Genomic DNA, 16,062 nt, shown 5'->3' with positions numbered 1-16,062 from the left:
AAATCAAGTATTACTTTTTACAATATTTTCATACCCGACATACGTTGTGTAGAAGTATCCCACATAAACTACAAGAAATACTAAGCCAGTCATCAATGCTGGCAAAGTAATGTCTGTTGGTTGAATTGCGTTAATAAAATTATTGATTACATAAATTCCAACTATAGAATGAATTAGAGCAAGTATAACTGGTAGGCTAAAGTATACGAAAGTTTGAATAAAAATCGTTTTGTTAATCATGGTTCCGTTTGAACCAATTCTCTTCAAAGATTTATATCGATCTATGCTATCACTGGCTTCTGATAATTGTTGAAGAGCTAATACAGCCATACTCGTTATTAAAAATACAATTCCTATATATATCCCAATAAACAGTATGATTGTTTTCAATCCCCTACTTTCTGCACGAACTTCATCCTTTGATTTGCCTGATATATGACTAATATTTAATTTCGGGCCATTTTCGTCATAAAAGTCCCGTGCAACATTATCATATTTTTTATTATATTCTTCTCTATTTCCATCTAAATAATTTACATTAAGTAAGGATGTATTAATTTTGTGGTCTGATACAAACTCATCATTTATAATGATTGTGAAGAAATAAGGTTGCGTATCAGCAGTATAAAGATTCTCTTGTATAACTTTTGCGTTTTTTACCAGATATTCTTTTTCTTTAATATTCACCTTATTGCTATTTTTTAATCTTTCATTTATCGAATTAAGCAACCGCATATTATTTGATAGAAATAAAACTTCATTATTATTTAAAGTAATTTTCTTTTCACCTTTAAGATTTAAAATTTTATTATAATCAGATAATTTAATGCTATTCGCACCGCTATCCCTATAATCTTTAAATGCTTCTGGTATTAAGTCCCCCACTTTCATTTCTGTTGAATATACATTATAAGATACATATTTTTCGTTATTACTTAGTTTAAAATTTGATTTATTTAATACGTCTTCTATAGTGTAACTTTCATCCCTATTCACCAACACAATACTGGCATCAAATGGTGTTGTTTCTTTTATTGTTGCGTCCATCATTCTGTTAAAGCTGATTCCTGTAGATAAAGTCACCATAGTAAGGAATAACATTAAACAGATTACAGACATGGATATAAAATTTGTATTAATCTTACTGTTTATTTGTTTGATGATAAATATATTTAAACCCTTAAAATAGACTTTTTTATTCTTCTTTACAACATATAATATAAATCCAGATAAACTAAAGAAAAACAGAAATGTACCTAATATGCCAAGAATGATTGATACCACGATCATAGGATTAGTAAAATTCAATCCGATTTTTAGTACAGTCACATATGCATATCCAAGTGATGCTACACACATAATAAATGTGATTACATAGATAAGAGGATTTCTAAATTTTACATCTTCGTTTTTTCTACCTGCTGTTAACAAATCAATTATTTTGTATTTAGAAACAACATATACATTAAATAACATAACAAGTAAAAACATGATCCCAAAGTATAATGCGCTTTTACCTATAGCACCTGTTGAAATTGCAAATTTATATTTATTGATGGGCAAGTCAAATAGCTTTAATGCAAATGTAGATAACCCCTGCGATACTCCAATACCTATTATAAGTCCACTCACTAAAGATATAACGCCAACTAGAAATGTCTCTGTTACTAATATTCTGGATATGTTTCTTCTCCCCATACCTAAAGTCATGTATATTCCTAATTCTTTTTTACGTTTTTTAATTAAGAAATTATTTGCATACAATATTAAACCACCTAATATTACGGATACAAATACTGACACATTTGAGATAGCGTTCATTACTGTAGGCACATACTTTCTATCTGAAGCGTTAATTTCCATAAGTGCCTTTTGTGATTCTATTGAGTTAAAGCTATAAAATATACAAACAGCCAGTGTTAGTGTTAAGAAATATATTGCATAATCTTTAAAACTTTTCTTTACATTCCCAATAGCAATCTTAGAGTACATTATTATCGTCACCTCCAAGAAGGGTTATAACTTCGATAATTTTAGTAAAGAATTCTTTTCTGGAATCATTTCCTCTTACCAACTCGATAAATATTTTGCCATCATTAATAAAAAGAATTCTACGAGCATAGCTTGCTGTAAACGCATCATGAGTAACCATAAGTATGGTAGCTTTCAAATCCTTATTTAGACTTTCAAATCTTTCGAGTAATAATCTAGCCGATTTAGAATCTAACGATCCTGTTGGTTCATCTGCAAGTACTAAAGATGGCTCTGTTACGATAGCTCTTGCCGAAGCAACCCTTTGTTTTTGTCCACCTGATATTTGATAAGGATATTTGCTTAATACTTGTTCAATTTCTAAATATTTTGCAACTGCTTGTATTTTGCCATCAATTTTTGAACTTTCCTCACCTTTTATAGTTAACGCTAGGGCAATATTTTCATAAGCAGTAAGAGTATCTAATAAATTAAAATCCTGAAATACAAACCCTAATTCATTTTTTCTAAACTTATCTAGTGAATTTGATTTTAACCGAGTAATGTCACTATTATTGATTATTATTTTTCCCGTCGTAACATGATCAATCGTTGATATACAGTTAAGTAATGTAGTTTTGCCACTTCCTGAAGGCCCCATTATCCCAACAAATTCTCCCTCATCTACCTTAAAACTAATATTATCTATAGCCTTTGTTACATTATCTTTATTACCATAATATTTTTCAATTTTTTCTACACTTAATATATTACGCATTAATACTTCTCCTTTTTCATTATAAAAATTCTTTAACTCCCATTCATTTATGTAATTCATTTTATATAAATTCATTTATAGTATCGATGGGATTACATTTCATTAACATTACATTTTTGTTATATTAAGCGATACCTCTACATGTAAGCTATCAGAAATCGTGATAGTATAAGTAAGGAATATTCGATGCCTTACCAAAGAGGCAGATAAATGTAGGGGTATCTGTTCTGGTACAAAAAACGAAATCCAATCCACATTTTGTTGATACTAATATAGTTACAGATATGCTAAAATTCATTTGAAACATTGCTTTTGAGAATACAATTGCTATCATAATCACGATTTATTTTCTACAAACTGATTGGGTTCCAACCTAAATTGCGTTGTTATTTCGCAGTCCTTAATAAATTGTTAAAAACCTTTTTTATTTGTCCTTTAGCTGCGAAAATATAAAATTTTCATAATGGGAGTACTTCATAATTTTAGATTGATAACAATCTGGCGGGAGTCCTTATTTAACATAAATATGACAATAACATAGTTAGTTTTTATAAAAAGAAATAATTAAGATATAAGATGATATAATAAAAATGAAATGAACACCCCTACTTATTTTTAAGGCAAGTAAGTAGCTTTTATTTCATTAGTTTAAAGCTATGTACAAAAAAATAACCCCGAGGGGTTATTTTTTTGTACATAGCTTTATTTTTCAAATTCTTTAAAAGTATCTTTTAAATCCTTATCTGTTATTTTTATATCTGCTTTCTTGAATAAATCTTTAAAGAATTGTTGTTGCCATTGTTGATCTTGTAAACGCTTCTGTTCTAGTTCCTTACGAATATTATCTTTTTCTTGATCAAAAGGTTTTAACTCTTTTTTCTCTGTTAATTTAATAATATGGTAACCATAAGAAGATTTTATTGGATCACTTACTTGTCCAGCTTCTAATTTATAAGCAGCTTCTTCAAATTTAGAATCCATTTCACCTGGACCAAAATCAGGTAATTCTCCACCTTTTTCTTTTGAACCAGGATCTTCTGAATATTGTTTTGCTAATGCTGCAAAATCTTCTCCATTATTTAATTTTTCTTTTATTTCTTTCGCTGTTTTTTCATCTTTTACTAAAATATGACTTGCCTTTAATTTTGGTTTATAGTAATCTTTCATTTCCTTTTCCGTAACTGAAGCTTTAACAGCTTTTTCAAAGGCTATTTGCGTTTTTATTTTTGTTTTAAGATCATCTTCATCTTTAGCACCAGCTTGTGTTAAATAGGATTTAAAATTATCGCCCATTTGTTTTTTTAATTCTTCAACTTTTTTCTTTGCTTCATCATCTGAAACTTTATATTTATCTAATAAAATCTTATCTAACATTACTTGTTGTAAAACGGGTTTTCCTGCTGTTTCTTTTAACTTTTTATTAAATTCTTCTTGTGTCAAATTTCCTGATTTCGATGTAACAAGATTATCAGAATTACCACATGCAGATAATAATAAAATACTGCTCATTGCAGCACCTATAAAAATATGTCGTTTATTCAATGTATTATACCTCATTCTATAAATTGATTTATAGTCTAGTATATTTTATTTCTTTAATAAAACAAAATTTTTATAAGAAAAAGTTTTTGTTTATTTCCATTAAAAATGTAATATAGATTCACTAAAAACAAAGGTATTCACCCTGCTTTTAAGTAAAAGCTAATAGCTGTATTAAGGTCTAACAAAGGGATTATGCTTTTTCCTTAGACTTAAAACTAATTTTGTAATAAATTTCTCAATATAGATATACTTATTAATTATAGTTCCAATATTCAAAATTAACAAAAAGGAAATTATAATAAAAATATGATGGTTATCCTTTTGTTTACTCCTTGTGCTAAAGATAAGATCGTGTTCGCCGATCTTATCTTTTTATTTTTGGATTTTAGATACAAAAAAGAAATCCTTAATAGCTTAAGGATTCTGCAACAAGAAATAACAAAATATAAACAATAAAAAGAATTACTTATATTGGGTGTTTTTGCCCATCCCCGAAAAGTTGGAATAAGATAAAATGTACCAATTCGACAATTAATGAAATCCCGCAACCAAATGACATAAAACCTAAGATAAAACATTTTTTTGAAGGTGGAAACTGAAATTTCCTTTGTTAAGTAAATTTCGATTAGAGTAGAAAAGCGTACGTGGAGAATAGCTGAGATACATGTAAAAATAGTTCATCATTTATATTTTATTTCTATTATTAGTTTTCTGTTTGTTGAATTATATATATAACTACAGCTAACATGATATACTATAAATAAAATAGTCAGAAAGGTGATGAGTTTATGTACCAACAACAAAATAATAGGGATCGAGACCAAGAAATGATGTTTTCTATACAAGGAGTCCCAACAAATAAAATTAACATGAATCAATTACCAAAATGGATTCAAATTTTTGGCTATGGTGCTTTTACCTTTATGACATTAAGCGGTTTAGCGATGCTTATTTTAAGTATTTTTAGAAGTTAAAGAATATCTCAATTATAAATAAAACTAGCATTTAAACACAAAATATGAGTTTATATTTTATAAATAGACACTAAATATAAAAGAAAGAAGAATCCATAATTCGCTGGATTCTTCTTTCTTTATTTTTTACTTGCTAATCCATTTAGAAATAATAGGATAATGAAAATCTTTCCCTTTTAATACATATAAAATTCCTTTAAGAGGCCCGAAAACTAATAAAATAGTTAGGATTATATAAACTGGGGCTGCCCACAATATCACTGATATATTACCCGCATTCATATCGGAATAGAACATAGAAAGCATTAACGTCCTCATTACAAAAGTATTCAATATCAATGTAATAATCCAAGTGAATAGCTGATAAACAGCTGTTTCAATAGCAATGATACGAAGTTCTTTTGATTTAAATATAAAATAAAAAATAAAGGGTATATAAAAAATTGTAATGCTAAAAAAAATGAGAATGATGAAAGATAGTAAAGTAATAGTATGCATCATTAATTTTAGGTTTTTTTCCTGAGAAAAACTCACTTAAACCCCTCCTATATATAGATTTGTTTCTCTTAAAGTTAACGCTAACTCATTATAACACGCTATCTAATGTAACAAAATATAATTTTTTTATTAGGTTTTGTTACATCTTGTGTTTGGAAATATGAAATATTCTAACTGTTAAATTTGCTGTATCAAAAATAATTCGCAACATTATTATTATAATCTCTTTTTTCAGTATAATCGGATATAGAGATAAAATACAAAATATAGCTCTAAATTACATATATCTCGGATGAACCCCGTATAGAGAGTTTATCAAACTTATAAGGTGAATGAAAAAGAGTTCAAAAAACATGTTGAAGACGGTGTAATAACAAATTTCCACAATTAAGATATTTAGTTTCTTTTAAAGATCTATTGTAGGTTATTTAAAATGAAAAACAAAAAGAACTTGTAGAAATCACTACAAGTTTTTTTGCTTTAAAGCGAGTACATGGGACACATAAATTATCTCATTATTCATAACGGGGAAACCATATTGATTACGGCTTGATACCATTATATAACAAATATTAACATCCAGATTTTTAATGTTTGAAAATTATGTGAATTAAAAAGTAAAAATCCACCTTCCCTCTAAAAATTTATCGTTACAAGTTTTTCTTAAGGTTTTTTCTTCATGAGAAGTAATTAACTTTTAAACTTTTTCTAATATTCAAAACCACTTTTTGTAATCCAATCCATATTTTATTGATACCAATATAGTTACAGGTATGCTACAATCCATTTGAAATATTGCTTTTGGGAATGCAATTGCTATTATAATCGCAATTTATTTTCTACAAACTGATTGGGTGTCCGCCCAAATTGCGGTTCTATTCCGCAGTCCTTAACAAGTTGTTAAGGACTTTTTTTATCGTTTTCAGACAGAAGACCCCTTCCTCAAAAATGTGAAGGTGTGAAACACCAATTTTGGGTAGAGATGAGCGTCGGTTGGCATATAAAAGAATCCATGATAGTGCTTTTTCTAAATGAATATGTTACTCTTTAACGGCTGGTATTTATCATCGTAAGAAATCCAGTAACTTCATCAAAAAAATGCTCCTAGATTAATCTAGGAGCATTTTTTATGAAACATTATTTTTTATTTGCTTTTGATTCACTTTATTATAGTAACCGTGTTTTACTACTTGCCTAACATCATCTACTTCAAATCCCATTATCTCTGTAATATCTACAACAATTGTATTCTGTAGAACACTGACTACATATCCGGTTAATTCTAAATTAGGATTTTTACGATATAAAAATTGAACGTAATCCCCAATTGTTATTTCTGTTTTATGCTCCATTTGGTACCCCCTGAATCATCCTTAATTATTCGTTAGGTTTCCCTTTTTTTACTTCTTTATACTGTTTAGCAAGTCTATAAAATGTAGAATATTTAATAACCTATTTCTCTATTGCTTCTACTACATTAATTGTATTGAAAAATTTTAGTTAGCAAATTAGAGATAAATACTTCATTATCATTTCTGCTATATTTAAAAATTTTTACTCTAAATACAATGATGGGTATCATCACATACCCATCAACTTAAGAAATTGGTAGTTCCCCAAAGCGATACTTTTACCTATTTGGGTTGTTGATGCTTATTTGTAACCAAAAGACCACCCATAGATTAGCGGGTGGTCATATATTTCCTAAACTATTTTATATTATTTTGCTCTCTATTTGGGGTACGGCAACCATTCCTTCTTTTTGGAGCCACTCATAAATGATTAAGTCAAGAATGTTAAAAGAAATTGGAACAAATACATATTAATCTTGGTATATTTTTCAACACAATAAAGGTGCATATCCAATCAAAATTAATGATTGAGTATGCACCTTTAATTTTTTGACTATCTTTTTTATGAATACATTTTTGTACATATGCGTTTTAAATAATGATGTCTAATAATAAGGAAATAAATCATTTGCATACAAATAAAGATTACTAATACAACAATTGAACTTTGTAGAACAGACATTTCCTTACTTACTGTTTGTCCTAATTGATGAAACGTTAGAAACGCAAAACTACTGTGAAGCATAGCCACTACTATCGGCAGGAAAAATAGTAATATCATTTGTCTTGTCACGATTTGCTTTAACTCTCTTTGACTTAAACCTAATTTTGAGATCATTTCATATTGCTCTTGATCGCGTTCTAAATCAGTAAATAGGCGGAAATATAAAAAACTTAGCGTAAATACGAAAAATACAATCCCCACCATTACACTTGAAATAGAAAGTAGTCCGTTTTGTTGTTTCATTTCAATCCATCTTAAATACAGTGATGAAAACTTATAATAATCTTCTTGATTCTTACCAATGAACTTCTTAAGACTTGTGGAAATCGCTCTTGTTTCAGACCAATCTTTAACGATAAAACCGTAAATTGTGTAATCTCGGAGTACGCCTTCTTCTTGAACACGTAGGACCTTATTATAAACAGCATCAGAAACAATAACAGGTTTAACAAACGTGCCCGTAAATTCTGGGATATAAACTGTTTTTTGAACAGCAAGTGGTACTTCTAGTTCACCATGCCTTAATTCAATAGGTTCTAGATCCTCAGCATATTTGTGATTTTTCTCTGATCGTATAACGATACTTTCATTTTCATTTGTTAATTTCTCTATTTCATACCCTAATTTTTTAGCGTATTCATTATACGTAGAAAGATTAATTAAAACCGGCCCACTTTGTACCCCTTTAAATTTTGTTGCTAAAATTTTATATGAAAATCCAGATTCTTTTAATTGTTTTTTTATCTCTTCAATATGCATTTTTTCTTGTATATTCCCCTTATCTGAACGGTAGGTAAATGCATATGGTGTCTCATGCTTTGCCAATTCAGGATTTGCAATAGCCGTACAAACTCCAATTGCTGTAAAAGATACTGCAGATATAATTGAAACGATAAAAAACGTTATCGCATTATCTTTCATGCGATACATTAATTCTGAAATAACAAGGAGGTTGGTTCTTTTAAAAAATGTAGTTTCTCTATTTTTTAAAGCAGATAACACATATACACACAATTGAGTAAAGAAAAAATAGGTCCCACATACAATGAATACGACTCCTACTCCTACGAGTAGGAATAATTGATTTAAACGCATGTAATCGACCGCAGCGATACTGTGGTGAATGCAGGAGTAACCCGCTCCAAATAAAATAAGTACCAACAAAGATATATAAACAGACACTATTGGCTCAGGTTTTGGTTTTTCCTCTGATTTTATAAGTTCTACAAGCTCATTCATTTTCACCATTTTTGATGTGAACAATGAAATAAGTAGAAATAAAACAAAAAAGGACATTGCTGTTACTACTATTGCCTTGAATGGAAAGTAAAATGCTAACGTTTGCTCTACTCCTAATAAAGACCCACTAACCAGTAAAAACAATTTAGAAAAAACCATTCCTAGTCCAATTCCTACTACTATAGAAGGGATTCCAATCAACATATTTTCGAAAAAAATTAATCGATGAAACTGTTGATGAGACATTCCGTGTAACATTAATAATCCAAACTCTTTTTTTCTATTTTTTAAAAATGCACTAACAGAATAGAAAATAAATAAGAAAGAAAAAACAAAGATTAAGTAATACGATAAATGAAATCCTATTTTCCCAAATGTACTCATGATGGTACTTACATGAGTTAGTTCACCTTGTAGGTTCGGATGAAAGACAAGTAGCCCATAAGTGAAAAAAATCAATACCGCAAATGTACTACTAAAAAAATGACCTAGATATATTCGTTTATTCCGTAAAACATTATTGAGTGCAAGTTGTCGAAAATTCATGTTTATTTCCCCCTAACATAGAAAGACTATCCATAATTTTTTATAGAATAATGGACGATCGTCTTTACAATTAACTTCATTGAATAACTGGCCATCTTTAATAAAAATTATGCGGTCACAGTAACTTGCAGCAACTGGATCGTGCGTTACTAACATCATTGTTGCCTTTTCCTCTTTATTTAATTGTGTTAATAACTCCATTACATCTTGAGAAGCTTTAGAATCTAAGTTTCCTGTTGGCTCATCGACAAGAACCAATTTAGGAGAATGAATGAGTGCACGGGCAATCGCTATTCGCTGTGCTTGTCCATCAGAAATTTCATATGTTCGTTTATTTAAAATTTCACTGTTTCCTAATTTTTTCGAAATAGATTCTACTCGGTTATTTATTCTTTTCACATTTATGGCATCTAATACGAGCGGAAGAACCATATTCTCTTTTACTGTTAATGTATGCAACAGGTTAAAGGATTGAAAGACGAATCCTACTTCCTGTCTGCGAAATAAGGCAAAATCATTGGGTAAAAGTTAATACGGATTTTTACTATTAATGAATACACTGCCTGATGTTGGCGAGTGAATAGTAGAAATCATATTCAATAACGTTGTTTTTCCACTACCCGAAGGGCCCATAATCCCAACAAATTCTCCCTCTGTAATTGTTAAATTTATATTTGAAAGTGCTGTATGTGAAACCTTTCTTGTGTATTCTTTACTAAGATCTTTTACTATTTTTATATGAGAAATCCCCTTCAAATTTACACACTAAGAATGAGAGTTGATTGATGATACCCCTTCGTTTCCGTACCCTTGCATGCACTATAAAAACAAAAGCGAAGTCTGCAAACGGACTCCGCCTTTTCGATGTATCATGAATTATAGCCAGTACTAGTAGCCTCCTCATAATATTTCCTCATACATTCATGTCTCTGTGTATTTCGTGAAAAAATTTGCAACAGAACCAAATTTACGTTATTTCTTTGCGGAAATAGGTTGAGACCAAATATCTTTATCATTTAAGTGTACTTCAAAAACATATATAGGTTGAGAAAAACCTTTAGTATCAGTGTAGTAATCTATCTTATATTTTGTAATGAATAATGTATCACCTGCTTTGAAAGATATTATAGGATCGAAGTCTCCTTGTTTCAGTTTTTGAAATGCTTCCTTTGGAGAAAGAATTTCAACATCTCGAACAGGTGATTTTTTTGTAACGTAATTTTTGTAAACAGGCATTTTTTTCCCTTCGTCTTTTAACTCTATTGATGTTTTTATAGTAACATGAGACATATCAGTTTTTGTAATGGGATCAATAGGCATATTCCCAAATTCCTTCATTTGATACGAAATCATTATCCCGAGTGCGACGAAACTTACTGTAATGGGAAGGTATAAATATTTGATTATTTTTGTATCTGTTTCTTTTTTTTTCAAAAATATAAGAACTATGTTTAACACAGAATATCCTAGCATCATGCCTAAAGTATTATGAAGTAAATCGGCTAGTTCCATACTTCCGCGTTGCAGTGTGAATTCAAGAATTTCAATCAATAAACTTGCTATAATTGAGATGATTAACATCCATTTTGTTTTTTGAAAAACCTTACTAAATAAAGGGAATAAAATTCCTAACGGAAAAAGCATACCTATATTCACAATGATATGGAAAAAAGAAGAAAATGAAAAGGTATTCCATGCTTTTTTATAAACACTAAGTACATCAAAGTCAATTGTTCTTGCATAAGCTATATCATCTGAACGACCAAATGAAGTAGCTGATAATGCAAGAGAATAATATCCTATTATTAATATCAATAATATAATTTGTTGTACGGTAAACTTTTTTTCACCTTTACATACCTTTTTGTATACTACAAAATAGCTAAAAATAAGTATGAGAAGGAACAAAAATGTGAGTTGTATCGTAGGAATTGCAAAACTAACGAATAGTTCGGAAATAATGTTCATTTTACACCTCTGTGTTTTTTATTTTTTTCCGACAGAAGACTCCTTCCTCAAAAATGTGAGGGTGTGCAACACTAATTTTAGGTTGAAGATGAATGTCGGTTGGCCTAAGTCAATCTGTTCGCCACTATATACTGGTACAAATCATTCTTCAACGTTCTATCGCTCCACGCTTGTCAAAGTTGTGACAAGCAAGCTAAAGTAGAAATTGGGGTAAATCAACGTACAAAATACTTATGTTCTCACCGCAGGGACTATAGGTAGAGCCTGCTAAGATAACTGGTGGATACATCGGTGTTCTCAGAAATCGCCTATCTCCAACAGTCCATTAGGTTACGTGTTGGGTAGTTTAAATAATATTCTAGATAAAAATAACGATGTATCGTTACCTCTAGTAAATATTAATCCAGAATTATACCGGTATCTATGTGGTTCTCTCTAATTGATGTATACTTAACGGAATCATCTTTTCTAAAGGTGATAGCTTCATCAAATTTTTTAATTGAATTTTAGTACAGTACTGCTCCTGCGACAAAACCTTAATGAAAAGACATAAAAATCACCTAGATTCGCACCACATTTTTTCATGAGTGTTTCTGTTATTCATTATAGTAGTAAGATTTTTTTTCTCATATTGAATTTCCTTTCATTTTACTTACACGCTTGTAATGTTTCTGAAAATACAGTCTATAAAATTGTCAGCAATGGCTCTTTTTTGGGGAGATAGCAAAGAGGGCATCTTCATTTGCACTTTACTATACCGAACTAGATTTCGTTATACTTTTTATTAGTAATTCATTGTATCTTCTTTACCAAACACGTATAAAAATCAATATTATGAAAGTAAACTACTGAATAATAATTTAAATTAGATATCTTTAAAAAGTGTTAAAAAACGACCTTTAATCAATCCTTTTTTCTAAAACCACAGAAAAAATAAGTACTATAGTTAACACCATAATAAACCTTACTTCACTTCCATCACTTACAAAAAATGAATACAAAGTATAAATTAAAATTAATATTCCATAAATAATTTTGTACAATGAACTTCCAAATTTCCCTATATATATTTTAGTATAAAAGTTTAATTTAAATCCTAGATCAAAATAAAAATAAAAAGCACCTGTGATATACACAAAGTGCTTTTCTCTTGTCAATTTATCTATTTTTACTATATTTATCTATTTTCTTTTTATAACTCAAATTTCTTCGAATCGTACTTTTCTAGAATTTGCTGCAATTCATTTTGTTCATATGGAATATGCTTATCTGTCTGTACATCTTCAGCATTTTCTCCACCTGTTAATAATCTCCTGTACTTAAAAGAGTGCCTGTTGATACTGTTTTAATCATTTTGTATTGCCCTCCTTTTGTTTGATTACTTGTATCATAAAACAAGTATCTGAAGTTGATATGTAGTCTATCTAGAGTCTATGTAAATTAAAAAAATCTCTAACAAAATGTTTGTATTGTAACGTTACCACCAAAACTATTGCTCTAAACACCCTGATTTGAAGAAACCGTACCCCATGTTCTAATCCTCAATTCCTCCTACAGCTCTATGTTGTGTAAAACTAGTTGATCCCTATAATATAAAAAGAGCACCCCTTTTTGGATGCTCTTCGTTATAACTATATATTATTTAATTTTCTTCATTTGTTGGTACCATTTTTCCTTCTTGAGAATCCGTACCTGTACCTTCTGATTTTTCAACAGTTTTTGCATGTTTTCCAGGTTGTGATTCTGTACCTCCATTTGTTTCTACCATTTTTCCTTCTTGAGAATCTGTACCTGTACCTTCTGTTCTTTCAACAGTTTTTGCATGTTTTCCAGGTTGTGATTCTGTACCTTCTTTTGTTTCTACCATTTTTCCTTCTTGAGAATCTGTACCTGTACCTTCTGATTTTTCAACAGTTTTTACATCTCCTTTAGATGCTGGCACTGCATCTTTAGGTAAATCAAAGTTTTGTGAGGAAGACGTTGTTCCATCTGCACTCTGTCTAATTACTTGATTTAAATTTTCATTTGACTTTAGATTGTCCGTTTTCGCATCATCTGCACCAATTGCACCACCCGCTAATAATCCTGTACTTAAAAATGCTCCTGCTAATAATGTTTTAATCATTTTTCATTACCTCCTGTTTATTTGTAATATTCATCAAAAAAGTATCTAGAGTTAATGTTTTAGTCATTATCTTTATCTACTTGCTTTTTGATTACGTTTAGCATAAGGCAAGAATCTATAGTTGATATGGACTGTATCTGGAGATTATGTAAAGAAAAATAGATGATCAATTGTATATCCTACTGGATGCTTAGACAAGATTAAAATTTTATATGAGTTTGATAGTTGAATTACCCTTTGTTTTTGATTGTAAGGTTTATGGCTGGGGTAAAGCCTATTGAGGACCTAATCTTTTCTAATTTGGAAGTAAACTTTTGGCTAAAAATTTACTTTCATTTTATTTAAACATCAAGTTCTTCCTCAAATTAAAGTGGAACAATTTTATTACTTAGATTGTCTATTAAATGTGTTCCTAAAATTAGATGTTCAATTTAGATATAATAAATCCCGTTTGAAATCTATTTTTAAGTATTACAAAAATATGAAAGGACTTTTATTTTGAAAAGGAAAAGGATGCAAAAGAAGGATGAGTATTTAAGAGATACAAGCTTAATCCTTTTACAGGTAAAGTATTGCAAGTGAGATTGAAGAAGGAATAACTCAAACAATAGCTTATCAAGCATATAAACATCTTGCATGTGCTTTAAGCTATAAAATTTTAGCTGTAGAAGTATTGTTACCCCATATTCTCTTTACTTACATCTGTATGAAAAACCTAGGAAAAAACCATATATTCTTGAAAGAGGTTGAAAATTTATGTTCATATTAAGCAAGTTCTTTAACATTACGATTGTATCTGTCGTATTACTTTCATGTGTAACACTAATAGGCTGTTCCAATAGTAATACTCCATCTGAATCACCTAAACAAACGAAACAAACAAATCCAATTAAACAAGAAAATACTGGTGATAATTCTTTTGCTAAACTTGAAAAAGAATATGATGCCAAGCTTGGTATTTATGCACTGGATACTGGTACGAATCAAACTGTTTCTTATCGATCAGATGATCGTTTTGCATTTGCCTCTACATCTAAATCATTAGCAGCGGGCGTTCTTTTACGTCAGAACTCAATAGAAGCTCTTGATGAAAGGATTACGTATACGCGTGAAGACCTTTCTAATTATAATCCAATTACTGAAAAGCATGTGGATACAGGAATGACATTAAAAGAACTTGCAGATGCTTCTGTTCGATATAGTGACAGTACAGCACATAATTTAATTCTTAAAAAGTTAGGTGGTCCATCCGTATTTGAAAAAATCTTGAGAGAAATTGGTGATACTGTTACTAATTCCAAGCGATTTGAACCTGAATTAAATGAAGTAAATCCAGGAGAAACACATGATACGAGTACACCAAAAGCAATCGCTAAGACACTTCAGTCTTTTACATTAGGAACTGTACTACCATCTGAGAAACGTGAACTATTAGTAGATTGGATGAAAAGAAACACAACTGGGGATAAATTAATTCGTGCGGGCGTACCAAAAGGATGGGAAGTAGCTGATAAAACAGGTGCAGGTTCTTATGGAACAAGGAATGATATTGCAGTTATTTGGCCACCAAATAAAAAACCAATTGTTCTTGCCATCCTTTCTAATCATGATAAAAAAGATGCTGAATACGATGATAAACTTATTGCAGATGCAACCAAAATTGTTTTAAATACTTTAAAAGCTACAAATAAATAATAATAGTAATACATTAATACTTTTCCATGTTTCCGTCACATTACTGTGACGGTTTTTTTAGGTATGTTACTAAAAATTGACCATTTAATGTTACGGAAACAATTCAAAAAATTAACCGTTACAACTAAAAAACTTTTCAATTTAGACAGATATTTTTCTTATAGGGGGCACCTCATATACGTACTGACTTAAGAAATTAATTATTCCCAAACGAAAATAAAACACGCCAAAGCCTCATAAATAACTGGGTACAAATAAAAAAACATCTGAGATTCTATTAGAGGTTCTAAAGGGGAGTTACATACCTTTTATTGCAGAATTTGATTGCTGCCATACTCACCCGATGTTAACTGTCCCAATTGATTTCAAAATAGAGATGGATGCAACAAATAAAACATTAACAATTCTTGAAGAATGAATAAATTAAATCCATTGAATATTAAAAGACTGAGTAATCTAAGCATGGATTAATCAGTCTTTTTAATATCAAAATTTTCTTAGCGTGTTTTTTTCCAAAATGCTGGCGGGACCTCATATCCATCAAGCTAATAAAAAACTGTGTTCCAAAAGGAAAATAATCTCATTGATTTACCGATGCCAGCATCATAATGAATCCCTCCTTCTCCTCTTTTTATCAGTATTGGTAAGTA

10 protein-coding genes and 2 pseudogenes are annotated in these 16,062 nt (G+C 29.9%); 3 read left to right on the top strand and 9 right to left on the bottom strand.

Annotated elements, in window-relative coordinates; genetic code table 11:
• Positions 1–3 precede the first annotated feature (3 nt).
• The 3 genes from ACUN13_RS26805 to ACUN13_RS26795 form a co-directional block, all read right to left on the bottom strand.
• Complete coding sequence (locus ACUN13_RS26805; RefSeq protein WP_445424037.1) at positions 4–1,992, bottom strand: FtsX-like permease family protein; 1,989 nt, start codon at positions 1,990–1,992, stop codon at positions 4–6.
• Entirely contained in the window at positions 1,982–2,749 is a 768-nt protein-coding gene (locus ACUN13_RS26800; RefSeq protein WP_001244395.1) for an ABC transporter ATP-binding protein, read from the bottom strand. Before ACUN13_RS26800 ends, ACUN13_RS26805 begins: the two co-directional genes overlap by 11 nt.
• Positions 2,750–3,451: 702 nt before the next feature.
• Positions 3,452–4,291 carry a peptidylprolyl isomerase gene (locus ACUN13_RS26795; RefSeq protein WP_322371560.1) on the bottom strand — a complete coding sequence of 280 codons (840 nt, stop codon included), beginning with the start codon at positions 4,289–4,291 and terminating at the stop codon, positions 3,452–3,454.
• Positions 4,292–5,079: 788 nt separating this feature from the next.
• Between ACUN13_RS26795 and ACUN13_RS26790 the strand changes: the two genes are divergently transcribed.
• A complete protein-coding gene (locus ACUN13_RS26790; protein WP_320483427.1) occupies positions 5,080–5,265 on the top strand; it encodes a hypothetical protein in 186 nt (61 codons plus the stop codon).
• Between the two features lie 126 nt (positions 5,266–5,391).
• Here ACUN13_RS26790 and ACUN13_RS26785 read toward each other — a convergent pair whose 3' ends face one another.
• From ACUN13_RS26785 to ACUN13_RS26760, 6 genes and pseudogenes are all read right to left on the bottom strand, one after another.
• A complete protein-coding gene (locus ACUN13_RS26785) occupies positions 5,392–5,799 on the bottom strand; it encodes a hypothetical protein (RefSeq protein ID WP_341723398.1) in 408 nt (135 codons plus the stop codon).
• Between the two features lie 1,091 nt (positions 5,800–6,890).
• Positions 6,891–7,115, bottom strand: coding sequence for a DUF2187 domain-containing protein (locus ACUN13_RS26780; protein ID WP_341723399.1), 225 nt, complete (start codon positions 7,113–7,115; stop codon positions 6,891–6,893).
• Between the two features lie 562 nt (positions 7,116–7,677).
• Positions 7,678–9,624: an ABC transporter permease gene (locus ACUN13_RS26775; protein ID WP_341723400.1), complete on the bottom strand. Its 1,947-nt coding sequence runs from the start codon at positions 9,622–9,624 to the stop codon at positions 7,678–7,680.
• A pseudogene (locus tag ACUN13_RS26770) lies at positions 9,596–10,362 on the bottom strand (ABC transporter ATP-binding protein). Before ACUN13_RS26770 ends, ACUN13_RS26775 begins: the two are co-directional and overlap by 29 nt.
• A 234-nt stretch (positions 10,363–10,596) precedes the next feature.
• Positions 10,597–11,592 carry a VanZ family protein gene (locus ACUN13_RS26765; protein WP_341723401.1) on the bottom strand — a complete coding sequence of 332 codons (996 nt, stop codon included), beginning with the start codon at positions 11,590–11,592 and terminating at the stop codon, positions 10,597–10,599.
• A 1,642-nt stretch (positions 11,593–13,234) separates the two neighbouring features.
• Positions 13,235–13,717, bottom strand: coding sequence for a hypothetical protein (locus tag ACUN13_RS26760; RefSeq protein ID WP_445424036.1), 483 nt, complete (start codon positions 13,715–13,717; stop codon positions 13,235–13,237).
• Between the two features lie 756 nt (positions 13,718–14,473).
• Here ACUN13_RS26760 and blaIII point away from each other — a divergent pair.
• Both blaIII and ACUN13_RS26750 read left to right on the top strand, forming a co-directional pair.
• Positions 14,474–15,412, top strand: a complete 939-nt coding sequence (gene blaIII / locus ACUN13_RS26755) for a class A beta-lactamase BlaIII (protein WP_341723402.1) — start codon at positions 14,474–14,476, stop codon at positions 15,410–15,412.
• 247 nt (positions 15,413–15,659) lie between these two features.
• Positions 15,660–15,830 (top strand): annotated as a pseudogene (locus ACUN13_RS26750) (LD-carboxypeptidase); the annotation flags it as partial.
• Positions 15,831–16,062 lie beyond the last annotated feature (232 nt).

This window comes from Bacillus cereus group sp. Bce041, assembly GCF_052646455.1.
The sequence above is the reverse complement of the archived record's forward strand: the minus strand, read 5'-3'. Positions and strand labels throughout refer to the sequence as shown.

Bases quoted from the DNA above. Each gene is read 5' to 3' on its own strand.
- ACUN13_RS26805 (WP_445424037.1), bottom strand. From the start codon at position 1,992: ATGTACTCTAAGATTGCTATTGGGAATGTAAAGAAAAGTTTTAAAGAT.
- ACUN13_RS26800 (WP_001244395.1), bottom strand. From the start codon at position 2,749: ATGCGTAATATATTAAGTGTAGAAAAAATTGAAAAATATTATGGTAAT.
- ACUN13_RS26790 (WP_320483427.1), top strand. From the start codon at position 5,080: ATGTACCAACAACAAAATAATAGGGATCGAGACCAAGAAATGATGTTT.
- ACUN13_RS26780 (WP_341723399.1), bottom strand. From the start codon at position 7,115: ATGGAGCATAAAACAGAAATAACAATTGGGGATTACGTTCAATTTTTA.
- ACUN13_RS26775 (WP_341723400.1), bottom strand. From the start codon at position 9,624: ATGAATTTTCGACAACTTGCACTCAATAATGTTTTACGGAATAAACGA.
- ACUN13_RS26765 (WP_341723401.1), bottom strand. From the start codon at position 11,592: ATGAACATTATTTCCGAACTATTCGTTAGTTTTGCAATTCCTACGATA.
- ACUN13_RS26760 (WP_445424036.1), bottom strand. From the start codon at position 13,717: ATGATTAAAACATTATTAGCAGGAGCATTTTTAAGTACAGGATTATTA.
- blaIII (WP_341723402.1), top strand. From the start codon at position 14,474: ATGTTCATATTAAGCAAGTTCTTTAACATTACGATTGTATCTGTCGTA.